The organism is Streptomyces sp. NPDC020875, from assembly GCF_040641415.1.
GTDB lineage: Bacteria > Actinomycetota > Actinomycetes > Streptomycetales > Streptomycetaceae > Streptomyces.
On sequence record NZ_JBFADP010000049.1, the window covers coordinates 30,803 to 50,875 of the forward strand.

The following is a 20,073-nucleotide window of genomic DNA, read 5'->3' on the forward strand; positions in this document are numbered from 1 at the left end:
GCACCTATTGGGCATGAATACGGACAGAACCCTACGATCCTCTGCCGGTTCGGCCGTTCTCCGGCCCGGCTCCGGCACCCTCGCGGCACCACTCAGGACCGGTCCGACAAGAAGATCGCCCGACGGAACCGATGTCGTATCGTCGGGTTCACGCCACCGTCGGCGTCCGGGCCGACGGCAGTGACGCCTCAGGGAGCCCTCAGTGACGCAGCAGGTGCCGCAGGTTCCGTCCACCGAGCCCGAGCTGGCCGGGGTCCGCAACTTCCGCGACGTCGGCGGCATGCCGACCGGCGACGGGCGGACGGTGCGCCACGGACGGCTCTACCGCAGCGGCCATCTGGCTCATGCCACCGGAAGCGACACCGCCTTCCTCGCCGGTCTCGGCCTCCATACGATCTTCGACTTCCGCAACGCGGCCGACATCCGGATCGAGGGCCCGGACGTGACCCTGCCGGGGGTGCGGAATCTCAATCTGCCGCTGAGCGATCCGGCCGACGGCGCCGAGTTCTGGCAGGTGGTCCACCGGGGCGATCTGCCCCAGCTGCGGTCCCTGCTGGCGGACGGCCGGGCGGCGGACCGGATGGTGGAGTCGTACCGGACCCTGATCACGGGCCGGACCGGCGAGCACGGGCGGGTCCTGAGGGCCCTGGCCGAGGACAGCGTCCCGGCCTTGATGCACTGCGCGGCGGGCAAGGACCGGGCGGGTCTTTCGATCGCGGTGGCGCTGCTGGCGGTCGGGGTGGAGCGGGAGGCGATCGAGGCCGACTATCTGAAGTCCAACGACCCGCACCGCCGCTATCTGGTCCGGCGGGCCGACGACGCGCCCGCCGGGACGTCCGGCGAGGTGATGGAGCTGCTGAGCCCGCTGTTCGACGCGCGTCCGGCGTATCTGCGGGCCGCTTTCGACACCATCGACTCGACCTGGGGCGGGACCGAGGAGTATCTGTCCCGGGGGCTGGGCCTGGCCCCGGAGACCCGGGACCGGCTGCGGGAGCGGCTGCTCACCACGGCCTGACCGGCGGCGCGGCGGCGCCCCCGACCGGGGCCCGCGACTACTTCGCGCCGACCTCGAAGAGGAGATAGAGGAAGCCCGCGAAGACATGTCCGGCGACGAGATAGGCGAAGAGCCGGATCCAGATCCCCTTGGGGAACTTGCCCTCCTCCTTGCGCTCCCGGACGGGACGGTCGGCGGGGAGTGCCGCACCCTCGCCCGCGGTGGGGTTCTCGACCATGACGGCCTCTGCTTTCTCCGGCCCGGGGCCGGGGCTGTCCCCCGGCCGGGCCGGGAGGGGTTCCCGGCCGGTCACCGGGACCGGTCGGGCGGTTCTGACGGTCGTCGGGGGCCGGGCGGCGAAGCCGGACCGGCACGGGGCGCCGTCAGAAGTGCGGATGGAAGATATCGGGGCTCTGGAGCAGCGTATGGACGAAGATCATCTCTGCTCCGTCCCTGGTCGCGGCGGTGATCCGGTGCGGGGTGAGGGAGTCGTAGTGCGCGCTGTCACCGGGTCCCAGCTCGTGCACGGTGTCGCCGAGCGACAGCCGGACCCGGCCGTCGAGGACATAGAGCCACTCCTCGCCGGGGTGCTGGCGGACCAGCTCGCCCTGGGCGCCGTAGGGCACGATCAGCCGTAGCGACTGCATCGCCCGGCCCGGCCCGCCGACCTGGTGGTACGTCCACCCGTCGGCCTGGGACGGCTCCCGGCTCCCGGCCCTGATCACCGGGTCGTGCTCCGGCGACGACTCCCCCAGCAGCTCGGAGACTGTCGTACCGTAGATCCTGGCGAGACCGAGCAGCATCGGCAGCGACGGCTGGCGCCGGCCGGTCTCCAGCCGGGAGAGATGCGCGGGCGAGAGCCCCGCGCGATGGGCCGCGGCCTCCAGGGTCAGTCCGCGCCTGCGGCGCAGATCGCGGAGCCTGGGCGCCACGTCGGGCAGCGACTCCGGCTCGTCCGGCGGCCCGCCGGGCGCCGTGGATCGGGGGTCCGGGGGGTGGCCCCCGGGAGGACTCTGCATGAGTCCATTGCGCCAGGAAAATGCCTCTGAGGCAACTTTCTTGCCCCAGAGGCAAAAACTTCTCGGACGTATGGCCTTCGAACTGATGGTCAGCGCTGTGCCATGGCCTGTTTGACCAGGGTTTTCCCGAAGTCCCAGAGCAATCCGCCCCCGCTGTGGGCCTCGTCCATGACCGCAGTGAAGGCGGTGACGAAGCGGTCCACCTCCGGCTCGCCGATGATCAGTGGCGGAATCAGCTTGATCACTTCCAGATGATCGCCGGAGACCTGGGTGAGGATCCGGTGCTTGTGCAGCAGCGGTACCACCACCATCTGAGCGAAGAGTCCCTTGCGGGCGGTCTGGAGCATCGCCCAGCGGCCCCGCAGGGCGAGCGACGAGGGGCGGCCGAATTCGATCCCGGTCATCAGGCCCCGGCCGCGGACATCGGCCAGGAACTCGTACCGGTCCACCAGCCCGGCCAGCCGGGTACGCAGCAGATCGCCGGTGGTCCGGGCCCTGGCCACCAGCTTCTCGTCCTCGATCACCGAGAGCACCGCGAGCCCGGCGGCCATGGCCTGGGCGTTGGAGCCGAAGCTCGCGGAGTGCACCAGGACCCGGTCCATGGCGGAGTAGACCTTCTGGAAGATCCAGTCCTTGCCGAGGGTGGCGCCGACCGGGACGTAGCCGCCGGAGAGCGCCTTGGCGACACAGATCAGATCGGGTTCTACCCCGGGTTCGTGCTGATGGGCGTAGAAGTCGCCGGTCCGGCCGAGGCCGGTCTGCACCTCGTCGGCGATCAGCAGCGCCTTGTGCCGGTGGAGCAGTTCCGCGGCGGCCGGCAGATAGCCGGGCGGGGCCTCGTACACGCCCTTGCCCTGGACGGGTTCCACCACGAGGGCGGCCACATCGCCCCGGCGCAGCTCCCGCTTCAGCGCGTCGAGGTCGCCGAGGGGGACGGCGGTGTCGGGGAGGAGCGGGGCGAAGCCGTCGCGGAAGCCCGCCTCGCCGTTGACGGAGAGGGAGCCGGTGGTCAGCCCGTGGAAGGCGTGGTCGCAGTAGAGGACCCTGGGTCTGCCGGTGGCGCAGCGGGCGAATTTCAGCGCCGTCTCCACGGCTTCCGTACCGCTGTTGGAGAAGAACACCCGGTCCAGATGGGGGCTGTACGCGAGCAGTCGCTCGGCGAGCAGTCCGGGCAGCGGCTGGCAGTCGAAGCGGGTGAGGTCGGCCAGGGACGCGTCGAGTACGTCGTGCAGGGCCTTGCGGACGACGGGGTGGTGGCGGCCGAGGCCCATCACGCCGAAGCCCGCGAGCATATCGAGATAGTCGTGGCCGTCGGCGTCCCAGAAGTAGGCGCCTTCGGCGCGTTCGTAGACCCGGTCGAAGCCGATGGTACGGAGCATCCGGGGCAGTTGGTGGTTGAGGTGCCGGGTGTGCAGGGCGTATCGCTCGCCCCCGCGTTCGGCGAGCAGCCGGTTCAGGTCGAAGCCGCCGTCCGGGTGCGGGGGGTCGGCGGCCGTCCGGTGCTGCGGTGGCTGGGTCATGTCGTTTCGGCTCTCCTCGGCTGCCGGTGCGGTGTCGGCGCGGCGCGCGCCGGTCCCGGTGTCGTTCGGTCCCGGCCGGATCCGGTCCGGGTGTCCGCCCCGGGTCGGCACGGCCGTCCTGTCGGCGTACGGCGGTCCGGTCGGCGGTGGCGGCGGGGGTACGGGCCGTACGCCGGTCCCGCCGCCACCCGCCGCTCCGGGCCACCCGGGCCCGGGGCGGGTGTGCCGGTCAGCCCCGGTTGCCGGTGACGGTCTCCCGGGCGGCCCGCAGCGACTCCTTGAGGGAGCCCATGGTGGCCAGGACGGCGGTCGGTTCGTAGCCGCAGTGGGCCATGCAGTTGGCGCACCGCGGGTCCTTGCCCCGGCCGTACTTCTCCCAGTCGGTCTCCTCAATCAGCTGGCGGTAGCTGGGGACGTATCCGTCGCTCATCAGATAGCAGGGCCGCTGCCAGCCGAAGAGGGAGTAGTTGGGGATCGCCCAGGCGGTGCAGGGGAAGTCCGCCTTGCCTTCGAGGAAGTCGAGGAAGAGCGGGGAGTGATTGAGCCGCCAGCGGGCCCGGTTGCCGCCGGAGAACGCCTTGCGGAACAGCTCCCGGGTCTGTTCGACGCCGAGAAAGTGCTCCTGGTCGGGCGCCTTCTCGTAGGCGTAGGCCGGGGAGATCATCATCTCGTCGACCCGGAGGTCGTCATTGAGGTAGTTCAGGACCTCGATCACGGTCTGCGGGGTGTCGGTGTTGAAGAAGGTGGAGTTGGTGGTGACCCGGAAGCCGCGCCGCTTGGCCTCCTCGATCGCCGCCACGGCCTCGTCGAACACCCCCTCCTTGGCCACGGACTCGTCGTGCCGTTCGCGCAGTCCGTCGATGTGCACGGCGAAGGCGAAGTAGCGGGAGGGGGTGAACTTCTCGATCTTCTTCCGGAGCAGCAGGGCGTTGGTGCAGAGGAAGACGTACTTCCGGCGGGCCACCAACTGCCGGACGATCTCGTCGATCTGCGGATGCATCAGCGGTTCGCCGCCCGCGATGGAGACCATCGGGGCACCGGACTCCAGGACCGCCCCGACGGCCTGGGCGACCGGCATCCGCTGCTTGAGCACCCCGGCCGGGTGCTGGATCTTGCCGCAGCCCTCGCACTTGAGATTGCAGGCGTAGAGCGGCTCCAACTCGACGATGAGGGGGAACTTCTCCCGCCGGCGGAGCTTCTGTTCGAAGAGATAGGTCCCGACCCTGATGGACTGACGGAGCGGCATGACCATCTGGCTCACCTCCTGGGGAGCGACAAAGAACGGTGCCATTCATGAAAAGCGGGAAGTACGGCACGAAGAACACGGATGGCTGATATTCCACCGCGTACCGTGCCAATACGGACTAGTTCATGCTCCGGGGCGTCCACGACCACCCGGACGGCGGCAACCGGACGGGGCCCGGCCGCCAGCGCGCCCCGCAGGGTGGCCGCCGACTCCATGTCGACGGCGATCGCGCCGGTGGCCCGCAGTTCGGCCCGCTCGGGGCCCCGGACGACATGGTCGGATCCGGTCAGCGGGCCGGTGTGCACCCGGCGGCCCGGCAGGGCCCTGGCGACCGCGTCGGCCAGCCGGGCGGTATCCGTACAGGGCGTCGCCGTGCCGTCGATCCTGGTCTCGTCGGCGATCACCAGATCACCGGGGTGCATCCCGGCGGCGAGACCGGCGCAGAACCCGGACGCCACCACGGCGGCGTCCCGCAGCGGGCCGCCGTCCAACGCGGCCCGGACCGCGCGTTCCGCGTTGACCGGGCCCATCCGGGTCCGCAGTACGGTCACCGGGCCCCGGGCGCCCCCGTGGTCGCCGCCGCGCAGGGCCAGCCGCTCGATGCCGAGCGCACAGGCGATCAGCAGCGGCGCCCCGGGGCCTTCCGGGGCCGCCGGGCGGGCCATCAGCTCCCCTCGCCGCCGGTCGGGGCACCGGCCGTCACCGGCCGCGCGCCGGTGGCCGCCCGGCCCGGGACCGGCTCGCCGTGGAGATAGCGCCCCAGGGCGGTCAGCGGGAACACCTGCCGGTACAGGTGGTAGTTGATCGAGAAGTCCCAGGGGAAGCCGGTACCGGTGAAGTACGGCTCGTCCCAGCCGCCGTCCTCCCGCTGGGTCCCGGCCAGCCAGCGCACCCCGCGCGCCACGGACTCGCTCTCCCGCTCCCCCGCCGCCAGCAGCGCCAGCAGCGCCCAGCCGGTCTGGGAGGCGGTCGATGCGCCCTTGCCGACCCAGTCGTCGTGGTCGTACGAGCGCAGGTCCTCGCCCCAGCCGCCGTCCGGGTTCTGGACGGACCGCAGCCACGCGACGGCCCGCCGGACCGCCGGATGGGACGCCGGGATCCCGGCGGCGATCAGGGCCGGGACCACGGAACCGGTGCCGTAGAGGTGATTGACGCCCCACCGGCCGAACCAGGCGCCGCTGGGCTCCTGGTGGGAGAGCAGCCAGTCGATGCCGCGCCGGGCCCTGGGGTGGTTCGCCCGGCCCTCGTACGCCAGCATCTCCACCACGTGCGCGGTGACATCGGCCGACGGCGGGTCGATCACCTCGCCGAAGTCGCAGAACGGCAGCCGGTTGGGGAAGGGGCTGGTGTTGTCGGCGTCGAAGGCGCCCCAGGCACCGTCCCGGGACTGCATGCCGAGGGTCCACCGCCCGGCCCTGGCCACCGCCGCGTCGACCCGGGCCGGATCGGGATGCCGGACCCGGCGCAGCGCCAGGATCACCTCGGCGGTGTCGTCGATATCGGGGTAGACGTCGTTGTGGAACTCGAACGCCCAGCCGCCCGGGGGCAGGCCCGGCCGCCGCACCAGCCAGTCACCGGTCCTGACGACCTCCTCGCCGAGCATCCAGTCGGCGGCCCGGACCAGCGCCGGATGGTCGGCCGGGAGCCCGGCGTCGGCGAGGGCGATGGTGGCGAGACAGGTGTCCCATACCGGGGACTGGCACGCCTCGATCATCCGGACCGGCGCGCCGGTCTCCGTGGCGTCCCAGACCGCGAACCGGTCCAGCGACTCCAGACCGGCCTTCATCACGGGGTGGTCCAGGTCGTAGCCCAGCAGATGGAGGGCGATCAGGGAGTAGACGGCGGGCGGCTGGATCCCGCCCCAGCAGCCGTCCTTCTCCTGCCGCTCCACGATCCACCGCGACGCCTCCTTGATCGCGGCCTCCCGCAGCGGCCGCACGGCCAGCCGGTGGTAGCGGTGCAGCATCCGGTCCGCGCGCTGGAAGAGACCGCCCCAGGTGTGCGGGGGCGCCAGGCGCCGGGGCGGACTGGGCACCCGGGGGTCGGTGTGCAGTTCGTCCAGGGGAAACGGCGCCGGGCGCACCGGGCGGCGGGCCGAGACGATGGTGAGCGGCACGATGGTCTGCCGGGCCCAGCAGCCGAAGTCGTAGATATTGAGCGGGAACCACTTGGGCAGGAAGACCAGCTCGGGCGGGACGACCGGCAGGTCCTCCCACCGCCACCAGCCGAACAGCGCCAGCCAGATCCGGGTGAAGACCCGGGTCGCGGCGATGCCCCCCTGGTCCCGGATCCAGGCGGCGGCCCTGGCCATATGGGGGTCCTCGGGCAGATCACCGGCGAGCCGGAGGGCGACGTACGCCTCGACGGTGGTGGAGAGTTCGCCGGGGCCGCCGTAGAAACTGGCCCAGGTGCCGTCGGCGCGCTGCTGCCCCCGGACGAACCGGGCCGACGCCTCGGTGGTCGCCCGGTCCTCGATCCCGAGGAACTGCCGCAGCAGCAGGTCCTCGGCGTCCATCGTCACATTGGTCTCGAGATCGCCCTTCCACCAGCCCTCGGCGTCCTGCCGGGCCAGCAGATGGGCCACGGAGCGTTCGACGGCCCGGTGGGCCAGGGCGGGCGGCCCGTCCGCGAGGTGCTCCCCCACGGCCGTACTCCCCGGGGCGAGTCCGTTCGCCGGGGGGAGGGCCGTCGCTGTCTCGGTCTCCGCGGTGGTACGGGCCCGGGCGGGCCCGCCGCTTCCGTCGGTCGTCGCTGTCATGGCTTCCCCTTCGGTGCAGTGATTCGTCTGCGCTGTGCTGGGGTATGCCGTCGGCGGGTGAACGGGTACTCAGGTCACCTGCCGGCGACTGCGATGCGTATCGGCGTGTAGGTGATGGCGATCATCTCTTCCATGGATTTTCCGTCATAGTTGCCCGGGGCGGGATTGTCGAGGCTTTCGCCGGGTGGATTGACCACCTATCAGCCCTCTCGCCCCGGTGAGCGGGCCCGGCCACCGGGCCGGTGCGGTCGGCCGCGCCGCGGGCCCGGCGCCGACGGGCCGTACGGCCGGATCGCGGTCGCGGACCGGCCGGGGGCGCCCGCTCCGGCTGCCGCCGTCGGCGCCCGCGGTCAGCGCTTGCGGACGACCACGAAGTCGGCGAGGGCGACGAGCTGCTCCCGCACCGGGCCCGGCATGTCGACCGCGTCCAGCGCCTCGACGGCGATGGTGTGCTGACGACGGGCCTCCTGCGAGGTCCACTCCCGGCCGCCCGCCTCCTCGATCAGCGCCGCGCGGGTGGCGAACTCCTCCTCCGAGAACGAGTCGAAGTCGGAACTCTTGGCGTCGGCCGCGAGCAGTTCGCCGAGCCGCCGGGACGCGGGGCCGCCCTCGGCGAGCGCCGCCACGACCGGCAGGGACTTCTTCCGCTGCCGCAGATCGCTCCAGGTCTGCTTGCCGGTGGTGACCGGGTCGCCCCAGATCCCGAGCAGATCGTCGACGGCCTGGAAGGCGAGGCCGAGGTGGTAGCCGTACCGCTCCAGGACGTCGGCGGTCCGGTCGTCGGCCCCGCCGAGTACGGCGCCGATGGAGACGGCGCAGGCCAGCAGCGCTCCGGTCTTGTTGCCCTCCATCTCCAGGCACTCCTCGACGCTGACGCGCTCGCGGTGCTCGTAGGAGATGTCCTGGGCCTGGCCGTCGATCAGTTTGCGGGTGGCGGTGGTCAGCCGCCGGGTGGCCCGGCCCGCCTCCACCGTGCCCAGCTCCAGCAGCACCTCGTTGGCGAGCGCGAAGAGCGCGTCGCCGACCAGGATGGCCTGGGCGGGCCCGTGCACCTTCCAGACGGTGTCCCGGTGGCGGCGCTGCTCGTCGCCGTCCATCAGATCGTCGTGCAGCAGGGAGAAGTTGTGCACCAGCTCGACGGCGACCGCGCCCGGGACGCCGACCTCGGGCCGGGCGCCCGCCGCCTCGGCGGAGAGCAGGGCGAGCGCCGGGCGGACGGCCTTGCCGCCGTCTCCGTCGGCGGGCCGCCCCTCGACGTCGATCCAGCCGAAGTGATAGGCCGCGACGGTGTCCATGGGCGGGGCCAGCCGTCCCACGGCGGCCCGCAGCTCCGGTGCCGACATCTCCCGGCCGCGCTCCAGCAGTGCGGCGATGTCCACACCGCCGGTGCCGCCCGCGCCCGGCGCGCCGCCGGGCGCTTGGTCTTCCGCCGGGTTCGCCGAGGGCACTGTCGGCACGGTCTCTCCCCTGAGTTCGGTGGGTTCTGTCGGTTCGGTCGTCGCGGTGACGAGGCTCACGCCGTCTCCTTGAGCGGATGTTCGTGGGGGCGGCCCAGTTCGGTGAGGGCGGCGCCCGCGGCGGTCAGTCCGCTGCGTACGGCGCCCTCCATGGTGGCGGGCCAGCCGGTGGCGGTCCACGCACCGGCCAGATAGAGGCCGGGCGCGCGGGTGCGGGGGCCGGGGCGCAGCCGTCCGACGCCCGGCGTGGGGGCGAAGGTGGCGGTGCGCTCCCGGGTGACGAAGAAGTCGCGGACCTCGGCGTCCCGGGAGAGCGGCAGCAGCCGGGCCAATTCGGGCAGATAGCGGGCGCGCAGTTCGGCGACGGGCGCGTCGATCTCGTGCTCGACGGCGGACTGGGAGAGCGCCAGGTACTGGCCGCCGTCGGTCAGCCCGGACGCCTCCGTACGGTCGAAGACCCACTGCACGGGGGAGCCGACGGCGGCGAAGAAAGGCTGGCGGAGCACCGGGCGGTCGTAGACCACATGGATGTTGAGGATCGGCGCGGTGCCGATGTCGAGCAGCCGGTCCGGGGCGTCCAGGGCGCCCTCCGGGAGCAGGGCGTGGGTCTCCCGCTGGGCGGTGGCGAGGACGACGGTGTCGGCGTCCAGGGTCTCGGTCTCGGTCCCGACCCGCCAGCGGCCCCCGCCGGCCCGGGTGACGTCCTTGACCCGGGTACCGGTCTCGGTCCGTACCCCGGCCGCCGCGAGCCGCTCGCGGACCAGGGTGTCGTGGAGCTGGCCGAGCGGTACCCGGGCCCAGCCGATGTCGGCGGCGCCGGGCTCGGAGAGCAGCCCGGTCTTGAAGACCATGGCGGCCAGGCCCAGGGAGGCGTCGGCGGCGCGGGCGTTGAGGGTGGCCACGCCGACCAGGTCCCAGAGCGCGGCGACGGTACGCGGCGACTGCCCGTGGCGGGCGAGCCAGCTCGCGAAGTCGACTCCGTCCAGCGCCGGGTCGGCCGGGTCGAGGGCGCGCAGCGCGAGGGCGGCCCGTCCGACGGAGGCGCGCTCCGCGAGGGAGAGATGCGGGTACGTGGCGAGGCTGGCGGCGAGATGGAGGGGTACGGGCAGCGCGGCGCGCCGCAGCCGTCCCAGCCGCCTGCCCTCGGGGCGCGCGGGATCCACCACGGGTACGTCCAGCCGGTCCTGCACCGGGGCGAGATCCGTACCGCCGATCCGGTCCAGGAACCAGCGGTAGGCGGTACAGCAGCGGAGATAGACGTGCTGGCCGTTGTCGACGGTCAGCCCGCCGCGCTGGAAGGAGAAGGCGAGGCCGCCCAGCCGGGGCCGCCCTTCGAGCAGGGTGACGCGTACCCCCGCGTCGGCCAGCCGGAGCGCGGCGGTGGCCCCGGCGAGCCCGCCGCCGACGACGACCGCGTCGCCCGTTCCGTCTCGCCGGATGTCGTGGTCGCTCATCCGGCCTCCCCTCGGGTCGTCGAGCACAGTGACGCGCCGCGGGTACCGGCGGTTGCCCGCGGCGCGGGCGCGTGCGGAGCGGATGCCGTACGCGCCGCCGCGAGCGCGCCGGGTCGGGTCCGGAAAGTCGCGCCGTCCGCTCGAAGGGCGGTGCCCGCGGCGTCCGGTGCCCGCCGTCGCGACGGCGGTGGGGGTCCCTCCGTGCCCGAAGGGCTACGGGGGAGAGCGCGCGGGCCGGGCGTCGCGGGCCGGGCGAGACTCTCCGGACCCGGCTTACGGCCCCGGCGCTCGCCTCGTACGGGCTCGGGGAACCATCCCCGCGGACGCGGGGAACACGGCGAGTACGAGGACACGACCGATCCGGCCGCTGGACCGTCCCCGCACGCGCGGGGACCGCGACGGCCCGGCCACCCGGCACACGTACCGGCGGGGACCACCCCCGCCCACGCGGGGACCACGTCCTCGAAGACGTCGTCTCCGGCATCAGCCGGGGACCATCCCCGCTCGCGCGGGGAGCGCGCCACGGCGGGTGTCGCTGCGCCTGGACACACCGACGGGCGCGAGAACGACGACAGGTCGCCGCCGGTGCGGAAGGCCGGGGCCGGACCTTCCCCGCACGCGCGGGGAAGGGACATCGGGCAGGTCGAGCCCGTAGCCGCCGGCCGCACCGTCCCCACGCGCGGGACGCGGGCGGACGTGCTGGCCTGGGCGGAGACGAGGGCTTCGGGGTGATGGGGCATCAGGCGCGTCCCCTCGGGATGCGGCGGCCGACCGTACGGGTGTCCAGGCCCGACAGGCCGCGGACCGCGACGTACGCCTTCTCCCGGCCGGGGAGCGAGACGCGGCCGCGGAGGACCGCCTCGGGGTCGCGTTCGATCCGGTCCAGCAGCCGTCGGTAGATCCCGGCCATGGCGGCCACACAGGCGCCGCTGCGGCGGTCGAGCATCGGCAGCAGCCGGTAGCCCTCGGCGAAGAGGGCCCGGGCCCGGCGTACTTCGAAGTGGACCAGGCCGGTGAAGTCGGCGCCGGGCGCCGGGGTGGCCGCGTGGAAGCCCGCGGAGCAGCCGAACTTGGCCAGGTCGTCGGCGGGGAGATAGACCCGCCCGTTGGCCGCGTCCTCCCGTACGTCCCGCAGGATGTTGGTGAGTTGCAGGGCGAGGCCCAGGGTGTCGGCGTACTCGGCGGCCCGTTCGGTGCCGGGCGCGCCGGGCTGGGTGCCGAAGACGCCGAGGGAGAGCCGTCCGATGGCACCGGCCACACAGCGGCAGTACGCCCGCAGATCGTCCCAGGTCTCGTAGGTGCGTCCGCGGACGTCCATCAGGACGCCGTCGATCAGTTCGTCGAGGGCGTCGAGGGGGATCGGGAAGCGCCGGGCGGCGTCGGCGAGCGCGACGGCGACCGGATCGGTGTCGTCGTCGGGTACGTCGCCGCGCCGGATCCGGTCGAGTACGGCCCGGGTGGCCTCCAGCCGGTCCCGCTTCTCGTCGGCCGCGAGCGGCCCGTCGCCGATGTCGTCCACCCGCCGGGAGAACGCGTACAACGCGCTCATCGCCTGGCGCTTGTCGGCCGGCAGGAGCCTGATGCCGTAGGCGAAGTTACGCGCCTGGGCTCCCGTGACCGCCTCGCAGTAGCTGTACGCGGCCCGCACCGCCGCCGACACGCCGGTCGGTCCTTCCATCGTCCTGCTCACCCCTCTCCTCGTGCTCGATGCAACACGGCCCCCACGGAGCGCAGCAACCGCGGTTTCGCGGGCTTGGGCGGTCCGGGCAGAACGTCGAATCCGGCGGCGGCGATCGCGTCCACGGCGGCGAGTCCGCCGCCGACGAAACCGGCGAGCAGCAGCCGTAGCCTGCCGTGCACACCGCCGACCAGCGGAATGCCCTCTTCCAGCAGTCGCCGGGCCCGGTCGGCCTGGTAGGCGAGGAGGCTGCGGACGGAGGCCGAGGCCGTCGGTGCGGCCAGATCGGCCTCGGTGACATGGAAGCGGCGCATGTCGTCGGCGGGCAGATAGATCCGGTCCCGGCCGAGGTCCTCGCGGACGTCCTGGAGGTGCTCGACGATCTGGAGGCCGGTGCAGACGGCGTCGGAGCGGCGCAGCCGTTCGGGGGTCAGTGTGCCGCTGACCTGGAGGACGAGGTTGCCGACGGGGTTGGCGGAGAGTTCGCAGTAGTCGGCGAGGGCCCGGTAGTCGGGGTAGCGGCCGACGGTCTGGTCCTGCCGGTTGGCGGCGATCAGGCCGAGGAAGGGCTCGGGGGTCAGTTCGTGGCGACGGATGACGGGGACCAGGGCGCGCAGCAGCGGATGGCGCGGCGGTCCGGCCACCGGGTCGCCGGGGCCGGAATCGGAATCCGACGCGGGTACGGGCGCGGGCAGCGGGCGGCCCGACGCGGCGAAGGCGCGTCGCAGATCGGTCTCGAACGCGTCGAGTACGGCGATCCGGTCGTCCCGGTCGCCGGGGGCCAGGCCGAGGGCGCGCAGGTCCGCGCCGCCCGGGTCGAGGTCCCCGTCGCCGATGTCGTCGACCAGGCGGGCGTAGCCGTAGAGCGCCATCAGGTCGTCACGCCAGGCGGCGGGCAGGAAGAAGGGCGCCACGGGGAAGTTCTCGGCCGCGGCCTTGTCGAGGGTGGAGCGGGTGACGGAGGCGGTACGGGTGACGCGGGCCGGGTCCGCCGGACGGGGCACGCGGTGGCGCGGGCGGCCGGTCATCCGGGACTGCCCGGTGCGGGGACGGCGAAAGCCTTACGGAGCTGGACATCGTCGATCATTGCCGTCACATCCCCCGTTCTACACTGCCGATCCAATCCATCCTATTTCGGACACGCCGCCGGGATTCGCTCCCACGCGGTGACCGCCCTCCCGAAGGGGCGCCGGGGACGGATCGCCCCACTTGCCGTGATTCGGCACCGGTCCAGCTTACGTCGTACAACACGGGGCGCCGAGCCGGGGCCCCGTGGTCACCGTCATCACACCGCACCGGTGATCGACCATCCTCTCACCACCACATGTCGAAACCGGTCCGGCCGTGGTCGGCGGGACCGGGAAGGCGGGCCGCACGGGGCTCGCCGGACGCGTCCGGGCAGGTCCGGACGCGCGAATCCGGGCCCCGGAGACATAGACGCGGGACGACCCCCGTCCGGATGTCACAGCGGGGGGCCGGGCCGCGTCGGACGTGTCCCGCCGGGGTCAGGCGCCCGTCTCGGCCTCGTACGCCGCCAGGACCCGCTCGGTGGGCCCGTCCATCGTCAGTACGCCCCGCTCCAGCCAGAGCACCCGGTCGCAGGTGTCCCGGACGGAGTCGAGGCTGTGCGAGACCAGGAAGACCGTACCGGCCTGTTCCCGCAGCTCACGGATGCGTTCCTCGGAGCGGATCCGGAACCTGCGGTCACCGGTGGCCAGCGCCTCGTCGATCATCAGCACGTCATGACTCTCGGCGGCGGCGATGGAGAACCGCAGCCGGGCGCCCATCCCCGAGGAATAGGTACGCATCGGCAGACTGATGAAGTCGCCCTTCTCGTTGATCCCGGAGAAGTCGACGATGTCCTGGTAGCGCTCCCGGACCCGGCGCCGGGACATCCCCGCCGCCAGCCCGCCGAGCACCACGTTCCGCTCCCCCGTCAGATCGCTCATCAGGGCCGCGTTCACCCCGAGCAGCGTCGGAGCGCCGTCCGTGTAGACCCGGCCCCGCTCGGTCGGCAGCAGTCCGGCGATCGCCCGCAGCAGGGTCGACTTGCCGGAGCCGTTGGAGCCGATCAGACCGATCGCCTCACCCCGGTAGGCGGTGAAGCTGACCCCGCGGACGGCGTGCACCGTACGCACCCCGCGCGCCTCGTCCCGGCCGCGGCCGAGCATCCGGCTCAGGGCGGCGGTGGCGCCGCCCCGGCCGGATGCCGCGCCGCGGACCCGGTAGACGATGTGCACGTCGTCGGCGACGACGGTGGGTACGCGCCCGCAGGGGCCGTCAGCCACGGCCGTAGCGCTCCTCGGCCTTCCAGAAGTAGACGAACCCGGCGACTCCGAAGAGGACCGCCCAGCCGAGGGCGAAGGCCCAGATGTGCGGCGGCAGGTACTGCGAGCCGTAGCCGTCGATCAGGGCGAACCGGATCAGGTCCATGTACACGGCGGCCGGGTTCCACTGGAGCAGCTCGGCGATCCAGGCGGGGTGGTCCTCCAGCATCACCGGGATGGAGAACATCACGCCGGAGGCGTACATCCAGGTCCGCATGATGAACGGCATCAGCTGCGCCAGGTCGGGGGTCTTCGCCCCGGCCCGCGCCATCATCAGCGCCAGACCGGTGTTGAAGAAGAACTGGAGCACCAGGGCGGGCACGATCAGCAGCCACGACAGCGACGGGTAGCTGCCGAACGCCACCGCGACCAGGGCCAGCACGATCATCGAGACCAGCAGCTGCTGGAGCTGCTGGAGCGCGAGGGAGATGGGGAGGGACGCCCGCGGGAAGTGCAGCGCCCGGACCAGGCCGATGTTGCCGGAGATCGACCGGACGCCCGCCATCACCGAGCTCTGGGTGAAGGTGAAGACGAAGAGACCCGTGACCAGGAAGGGAATGAAGACCTCACTGGTCATGCCCCGGCCGGAGTCCAGGATCAGCCCGAAGATCAGGTAGTAGACGACGGCGTTCAGCAGCGGGGTCACGACCTGCCACAGCTGCCCCAGCTTCGCCTGGCTGTACTGCGCGGTCAGCTTGGCCTGCGCGAACGCCATGATGAAGTGGCGCCGGCCCCACAGCTGCCGGATGTACTGGACCAGGGTGGGCCGCGCGCCGCTGACCGAGAGGCCGTACTTGGCGGCGAGCTGCGCCGGGGACAGTCCGTCGTCGACGGACGTACGACCGGTCGCCGTCGCGCCGGCGGGGGTTGTGTCGCTCACGAGGGGAACTCTCTCTTCGAGGTGCGGCGGGTGGGGCGCGGCCACGGGGCGGCCGGTACGGGTCCGGCGCGCCCGGGATCCTCCGGGCCCCCAGCTTGTCAGATCGCGGCGGGGCGGGCGGCCCGGCCGGGACGGCGGCCCCGGGCCCCGGCCCGGGATCGCTCACCAGTTCGGCCGTACGGGGCGGCCGGAGCCCGCTCCCCCGGGCGGGGGAGCGGGCCGGAGATCACTTCAGCCGGCTGGAGGCGAGGATCGAGACCAGGTGCAGCAGGGTCTGGACGACGGCGATCCCGGCGAGGATCGCGATCCCGAGGCGGGTGAAGAAGAGGTCGCCCTGGATCAGGTCGAGTACCGCGGCCGCCAGAATGAAGAGGCTGGCCTCGATTCCGCCGACGAGCCGGTGGAACTTGAGCGCCGCCGCCGCGCGGCGGGCCAGTGCCAGGCCCGAGGAGCGGGGCACGGACGCCTCGTCCTTGACCGCGGCGAGTCCGCTGCGGGTCCGGGCCACGTCGACCAGGTCCGTCTCGGCCTTGATCAGGATGGCGCCGAGCGCGGCGACCGTACCGAGGAACGCCCAGAGCCATTCGGCCCGGCCGTCGCCGAACACGTCGGCGCCCCGGATACCGAAGCCGACCAGCAGGGCGGCCTCGCACAGGTAGTGGCCGATCCGGTCCAGGTAGACCCCGGTGACGGAGGTCTGCTTGCGCCAGCGGGCCACCTCGCCGTCGACACAGTCGAGCAGCAGGTAGATCTGGAAGAGCACGGCCGCGAGGATCGCCCCGGTGAGTCCGGGGATCAGCAGCGCGGCACCGCCTATCACTCCCACCACGACCATGAGGTACGTGAGCTGGTTGGGGGTGATCCGGGTGTTGACCACATAGCGGTCGACCCGCAGGGACAGCTCCCGCATGTAGAGGCGGCCGGCCCAGTGCTCTCCGCTGCGCCGGTCCTTCACACCCTCCGGGTGCACGACCGGGCGGAGCTCAGCTACGGATGGTCTTGGCATAGTCGGCGTACGCGTCCCTGATCTGGTCGGTGGCGAGGTCGAGGTGTTCGAGGATGGTGAAGCGGCCCGGCCGGGTCTGCGGCGCGTACGCCACCGCCTCGACGAACTCGTCGACGCCGAACCCGATGTCCTCGGGGCGGACCGGAAGCTCGTGGCGGCGGAGCACCTCGGCGAAGAGACCGGCCCGCTCGTGGTCGCCGCGGAGATACATCGCGAAGGCGGCGCCGAGGCCGACCTGCTCGCCGTGGCTGGCGGCCCGCTGCGGGAACAGCAGGTCGAAGGCGTGGCTGATCTCGTGGCAGGCGCCGGAGGCCGGACGGGTGTCGCCGCTGATCGAGATGGCGATCCCGGTCAGGACGAGGGCTTCGGCGAGGGTGGTCAGGAACTCGTCGTCGCCGATGCCGCCGGGGTGGCGCAGTACGGACTCGCCCCCGGTCCTGGCCATGGCGGCGGCCAGTCCGTCGACCTTCTCGCCGTTGATCCGCTGGGACAGTTCCCAGTCGGCGATGGCGGAGATGTTGGAGACCGCGTCGCCGATGCCGGAGCGGATGTAGCGGGCCGGGGCGTTCCGGATGACATCGAGGTCGATCACGATCGCGATCGGGGTGGGCAGCCCGTAGGAGCCCCGCCCGTTGTCGTTGTCGAGGGTGGCGACCGGGGAGCAGATGCCGTCGTGGGCGAGGTTGGTGGCGACCGCGACCATCGGCAGGCCGACCCGGGCCGCCGCGTACTTGGCTACGTCGAGGATCTTCCCGCCGCCGAGGCCGACGACCGCGTCGTACCGCTTGCCCTTGATCTCGTCGGCCAGCTTGACGGCCGCGTCGATGGTGCCGCCCGCGACCTCGTACCAGTGGGCGCCGGGCAGCGCCGGTTCCAGCCGCTCCCGCAGGGCCCGCCCGGAGCCGCCGCTGATGGCGACCGCGAGCGTGCCGGAGGACGAGATCCGCTGATCGGCGAGGATGACCGCCAGCTCGTTGAGGGCCCCCGGCCGGATGTCGACGACGACCGGCGAGGGGATGAGCCGGGTCAGTACTGGCACGCGATCTCACGGCCCTTCGCGAGGTCGTCGTGGTTGTCGATCTCGACCCAGGTGACGTCCCCGATGGGGGCGACGTCGACGGTGAAGCCGCGGTTCACCAGCTCCTGGTAGCCGTCCTCGTAGTAGAGGTCGGGGTCGCGCTCGAAGGTGGTCTTCAGCGCGTCGGCCAGCTCCTCGGCGGCCTCGGGCTCGATCAGGGTGACGCCGATGTACTCGCCGGTTGCGGTCGCCGGGTCCATCAGCTTGGTGATCCGGCGGACGCCGAGGCCGTCCTCGGTGACGACCTTCATCTCCTCGTCGGCGAGGTTCTTCACCGTGTCGAGGGCGAGGATGATCTTCTGTCCGTTGCCCCGGGCGGCCAGCAGCGTACGCTCGACCGAGACGGGGTGGACGGTGTCGCCGTTGGCCAGGATCACGCCCTGCTTCAGCACGTCACGGGCGCACCAGAGGGAGTAGGCGTTGTTCCACTCCTCGGCCTTGTCGTTCTCGATCAGGGTGAGCTTCAGGCCGTACTTCGCCTCCAGCGCCTCCTTGCGCTCGTACACGGCCTCCTTGCGGTAGCCGACGACGATCGCGACCTCGGTGAGACCGATCTCGGCGAAGTTGGCCAGGGTGAGGTCGAGGACGGCGCGCTCGCCGTCGACCGGCACGAGGGCCTTCGGGAGGGTGTCGGTGTAGGGGCGCAGACGCCGTCCGGCGCCGGCTGCCAGTACGAGGCCGATCATGCGGGTTCTCCTTCGTCGTGTACTGCGGGCGCCGCGGAGGACACCCAGAAGCGGATGCTCTCCACCAGCACCACAAGGGCGACGGCGACCGCGAACGCCGTCAGCGCGATGGTGAGGTCTGTGGCCGTCAGCAGGGCTGCCAGCAACGTGGTGACCAGGGTCCGGCCCTCGTGCCCGGCGGTCAGCCGGACCAGCAGGCGCGGGGGCGCGCCGGAGCCGCCACGGATGCGGTACACCGTGTCGTAGTGATGGTAGGCGACCGCCGCGACCAGGCCGAAGGCCGCGGGCAGCGCCCCGGGGGCGTCGGCGCGGACGGCGACGGCGAGGATCGTGCCGTACTCGGCGGCCCGGAAGACCGGGGGGACCAGCCAGTCGAGGGAGCCTTTGAGGGGGCGGGCGACGGCGAGGCCGGAGGTCAGTACGTAGAGCCCGGCCGCGGCGACGGGGGCCCAGGAGCCGTAGTCGGCGAGGGCCGCGGTGGTGACCACGGCGGCGCCGCCGAGCAGGGCGAGCACCGGAGCGGCGAGGGCGGGCAGCTTGGCGACGACGGCCCGCCCGGCGCGGGCCACGGCCTCGGCCAGCGGCCCGGAGTCGGCGAGGTCGGCCAGCGCCTGAGCGGCCCGGTCGGTGCGGTGCGCCTTACGGGTCACCGAGCGCAGCAGCCGTCCCGCCGTGGTGTAGCAGGCGGCGAGCGCGCAGCCGATCAGCAGGGCGTAGAAGACGATCCGGGGGGTGGTGACGGCGGTGAGGACGGCGATCATGGCCCAGCGCTCACCGATCGGCAGCACGATCATCCGGCGGACCCAGACGGTCCAGCCGACGCTGTCGAGCCGGTCGGAGAGCGCGGCGGTGGGGCTGGTGTTGGAGACCGCGTCGTGGTTGGCCTCGTTGAAGGAGAAGTCGACCACATGGCGGACGGTCTGGAGGACCATGGCGGCCAGGGCCAGCGCCCAGACGTCGTCGCCGCCGCGGGCGGCGCCGAGGGCGAGCCCGGCGTAGTACGCGTACTCCTTGGCCCGGTCGAAGGTGGCGTCGAGCCAGGCGCCCATCGTGGAGTACTGGAGGGAGTACCGGGCGAGCTGTCCGTCGGCACAGTCCAGGACGAAGGAGAGCAGCAGCAGTACTCCGGCGGCGACGAAGCCGCCGCGGGTGCCGGTGGCCGCGGCCCCGGCCGCGATCAGGGCGGTGATCAGGGACGCGGTGGTGACCTGGTTGGGCGTGAGGCCCCGGCGGGCGCACCAGCGGGCCACATACTTGGAGTACGGGCTGATCGCGTACGTGGTGAAGAAGCCGTCCCTGGCCTTGACCGCCGAGCGCAGCCGGACGGCCTCGTCGTCGACGGAGGCGACGGCCTGCCGGGCCTCGTTGCGGGCCTGCGGGTCCTCGGGGACGGTGGCGACCAGCGAGCCCAGCTCGGGCCGGTGGACGGCGGTACCGGACTCCTCGATCGCGGCCGCGAGGGCGTCGGGGAGCGTACCGGCCCGTTCCGAGGTGCGTACGGCTCCGTCGGCGGCCGGGGTGTCTCCGGCGGCGGGCCCGGTGGTCAGGGCCCCGGTCAGCGCGGCCCGGGCCTCGGCCTGCGCCGTGACGGCTCCGGGGACGGCGGCGACGGGGAAGCGGGGGTCCGTGAGCGCGAGGCGCAGGGAGTGGACGTGCCCGACGAAGCGGGAGTCCACGACCGCGACCCGGTCGGCGGAGGGGACGGCGGCCAGCAGCGCGGCCGTCTCGTCGGGTCCCGGCGAGACCCGGACGTCGAAGCCCAGCGACCGCAGATCGCCCTCGAGCGACGATCCGGGCACGGGCGGACCGGTGAGGATGGCGGTCGACAGACGAACTCACTCCTTGGAACCGAGGGTGTGGTTGCGCGGCGGCTCGGCCCGTGACGCACGGGCGGCGGCTCGTCGGCAGAGGCTATCGGATGTACGGGAACGGGAGTTCACCCGGCCGCTCGCGCCCCGCGCGGTACGTAC

Annotated in this window: 18 protein-coding genes; 1 reads left to right on the forward strand and 17 read right to left on the reverse strand. The window is 72.8% G+C overall.

Going from position 1 to position 20,073, the window contains the following annotated elements; translation table 11 throughout:
• Positions 1-202: 202 nt before the first annotated feature.
• Positions 203-1,015 (forward strand): tyrosine-protein phosphatase, encoded by an 813-nt coding sequence (locus AB0G74_RS25680; RefSeq protein ID WP_361150471.1) that lies wholly within the window; start codon positions 203-205, stop codon positions 1,013-1,015.
• A 37-nt stretch (positions 1,016-1,052) separates the two neighbouring features.
• Here the strand turns inward: AB0G74_RS25680 and AB0G74_RS25685 are convergent, their stop codons facing one another.
• The 17 genes from AB0G74_RS25685 to AB0G74_RS25765 all read right to left on the reverse strand — a co-directional run bounded on the left by AB0G74_RS25685 (position 1,053) and on the right by AB0G74_RS25765 (position 19,932).
• Positions 1,053-1,232 carry a DUF6126 family protein gene (locus AB0G74_RS25685; RefSeq protein WP_361150474.1) on the reverse strand — a complete coding sequence of 60 codons (180 nt, stop codon included), beginning with the start codon at positions 1,230-1,232 and terminating at the stop codon, positions 1,053-1,055.
• A 145-nt stretch (positions 1,233-1,377) separates the two neighbouring features.
• Entirely contained in the window at positions 1,378-2,013 is a 636-nt protein-coding gene (locus tag AB0G74_RS25690) for an XRE family transcriptional regulator (RefSeq protein ID WP_361150477.1), read from the reverse strand.
• A gap of 89 nt (positions 2,014-2,102) precedes the next feature.
• Entirely contained in the window at positions 2,103-3,533 is a 1,431-nt protein-coding gene (locus AB0G74_RS25695) for an aspartate aminotransferase family protein (RefSeq protein ID WP_361150479.1), read from the reverse strand.
• A 229-nt stretch (positions 3,534-3,762) separates the two neighbouring features.
• Complete coding sequence (hpnH, locus tag AB0G74_RS25700; RefSeq protein WP_361150482.1) at positions 3,763-4,785, reverse strand: adenosyl-hopene transferase HpnH; 1,023 nt, start codon at positions 4,783-4,785, stop codon at positions 3,763-3,765.
• A 5-nt stretch (positions 4,786-4,790) separates the two neighbouring features.
• A complete protein-coding gene (locus tag AB0G74_RS25705; protein ID WP_361150485.1) occupies positions 4,791-5,444 on the reverse strand; it encodes a 1-hydroxy-2-methyl-2-butenyl 4-diphosphate reductase in 654 nt (217 codons plus the stop codon).
• On the reverse strand, positions 5,444-7,537 hold the full coding sequence (gene shc, locus AB0G74_RS25710) for a squalene--hopene cyclase (RefSeq protein ID WP_361150488.1): 2,094 nt from the start codon (positions 7,535-7,537) through the stop codon (positions 5,444-5,446). Before shc ends, AB0G74_RS25705 begins: the two co-directional genes overlap by 1 nt.
• Before the next feature lie 74 nt (positions 7,538-7,611).
• A complete protein-coding gene (locus AB0G74_RS25715; protein ID WP_361150491.1) occupies positions 7,612-7,734 on the reverse strand; it encodes a hypothetical protein in 123 nt (40 codons plus the stop codon).
• A 153-nt stretch (positions 7,735-7,887) separates the two neighbouring features.
• Positions 7,888-8,985: a polyprenyl synthetase family protein gene (locus AB0G74_RS25720; protein ID WP_361150533.1), complete on the reverse strand. Its 1,098-nt coding sequence runs from the start codon at positions 8,983-8,985 to the stop codon at positions 7,888-7,890.
• Between the two features lie 65 nt (positions 8,986-9,050).
• The gene (hpnE, locus tag AB0G74_RS25725; protein WP_361150493.1) at positions 9,051-10,448 is read right to left on the reverse strand and encodes a hydroxysqualene dehydroxylase HpnE; all 1,398 of its coding nucleotides are present in this window, start codon (positions 10,446-10,448) and stop codon (positions 9,051-9,053) included.
• Between the two features lie 739 nt (positions 10,449-11,187).
• Complete coding sequence (hpnD, locus tag AB0G74_RS25730) at positions 11,188-12,126, reverse strand: presqualene diphosphate synthase HpnD (RefSeq protein ID WP_361150535.1); 939 nt, start codon at positions 12,124-12,126, stop codon at positions 11,188-11,190.
• A gap of 8 nt (positions 12,127-12,134) precedes the next feature.
• On the reverse strand, positions 12,135-13,154 hold the full coding sequence (gene hpnC / locus AB0G74_RS25735) for a squalene synthase HpnC (protein ID WP_361150496.1): 1,020 nt from the start codon (positions 13,152-13,154) through the stop codon (positions 12,135-12,137).
• 477 nt (positions 13,155-13,631) lie between these two features.
• Positions 13,632-14,414, reverse strand: a complete 783-nt coding sequence (locus AB0G74_RS25740; protein ID WP_361150498.1) for an ABC transporter ATP-binding protein — start codon at positions 14,412-14,414, stop codon at positions 13,632-13,634.
• Positions 14,407-15,333, reverse strand: coding sequence for an ABC transporter permease (locus AB0G74_RS25745; protein ID WP_361150500.1), 927 nt, complete (start codon positions 15,331-15,333; stop codon positions 14,407-14,409). The genes AB0G74_RS25740 and AB0G74_RS25745 overlap by 8 nt, the downstream gene beginning before the upstream one ends.
• A gap of 226 nt (positions 15,334-15,559) precedes the next feature.
• Entirely contained in the window at positions 15,560-16,339 is a 780-nt protein-coding gene (locus AB0G74_RS25750; RefSeq protein WP_361150503.1) for a CDP-alcohol phosphatidyltransferase family protein, read from the reverse strand.
• Entirely contained in the window at positions 16,317-17,378 is a 1,062-nt protein-coding gene (locus AB0G74_RS25755; RefSeq protein ID WP_358824643.1) for an iron-containing alcohol dehydrogenase family protein, read from the reverse strand. Before AB0G74_RS25755 ends, AB0G74_RS25750 begins: the two co-directional genes overlap by 23 nt.
• Positions 17,366-18,103, reverse strand: coding sequence for a phosphocholine cytidylyltransferase family protein (locus tag AB0G74_RS25760; RefSeq protein WP_361150506.1), 738 nt, complete (start codon positions 18,101-18,103; stop codon positions 17,366-17,368). The genes AB0G74_RS25755 and AB0G74_RS25760 overlap by 13 nt, the downstream gene beginning before the upstream one ends.
• On the reverse strand, positions 18,100-19,932 hold the full coding sequence (locus AB0G74_RS25765) for a DUF5941 domain-containing protein (protein WP_361150537.1): 1,833 nt from the start codon (positions 19,930-19,932) through the stop codon (positions 18,100-18,102). Before AB0G74_RS25765 ends, AB0G74_RS25760 begins: the two co-directional genes overlap by 4 nt.
• Positions 19,933-20,073: the final 141 nt, after the last annotated feature.

Coding starts and splice junctions, on each gene's coding strand:
- AB0G74_RS25685 (WP_361150474.1), bottom strand. CDS start 1,232: ATGGTCGAGAACCCCACCGCGGGCGAGGGTGCGGCACTCCCCGCCGAC.
- AB0G74_RS25690 (WP_361150477.1), bottom strand. CDS start 2,013: ATGCAGAGTCCTCCCGGGGGCCACCCCCCGGACCCCCGATCCACGGCG.
- AB0G74_RS25695 (WP_361150479.1), bottom strand. CDS start 3,533: ATGACCCAGCCACCGCAGCACCGGACGGCCGCCGACCCCCCGCACCCG.
- hpnH (WP_361150482.1), bottom strand. CDS start 4,785: ATGGTCATGCCGCTCCGTCAGTCCATCAGGGTCGGGACCTATCTCTTC.
- AB0G74_RS25705 (WP_361150485.1), bottom strand. CDS start 5,444: ATGGCCCGCCCGGCGGCCCCGGAAGGCCCCGGGGCGCCGCTGCTGATC.
- shc (WP_361150488.1), bottom strand. CDS start 7,537: ATGACAGCGACGACCGACGGAAGCGGCGGGCCCGCCCGGGCCCGTACC.
- hpnE (WP_361150493.1), bottom strand. CDS start 10,448: ATGAGCGACCACGACATCCGGCGAGACGGAACGGGCGACGCGGTCGTC.
- hpnD (WP_361150535.1), bottom strand. CDS start 12,126: ATGGAAGGACCGACCGGCGTGTCGGCGGCGGTGCGGGCCGCGTACAGC.
- hpnC (WP_361150496.1), bottom strand. CDS start 13,154: ATGACCGGCCGCCCGCGCCACCGCGTGCCCCGTCCGGCGGACCCGGCC.
- AB0G74_RS25750 (WP_361150503.1), bottom strand. CDS start 16,339: ATGCCAAGACCATCCGTAGCTGAGCTCCGCCCGGTCGTGCACCCGGAG.
- AB0G74_RS25760 (WP_361150506.1), bottom strand. CDS start 18,103: ATGATCGGCCTCGTACTGGCAGCCGGCGCCGGACGGCGTCTGCGCCCC.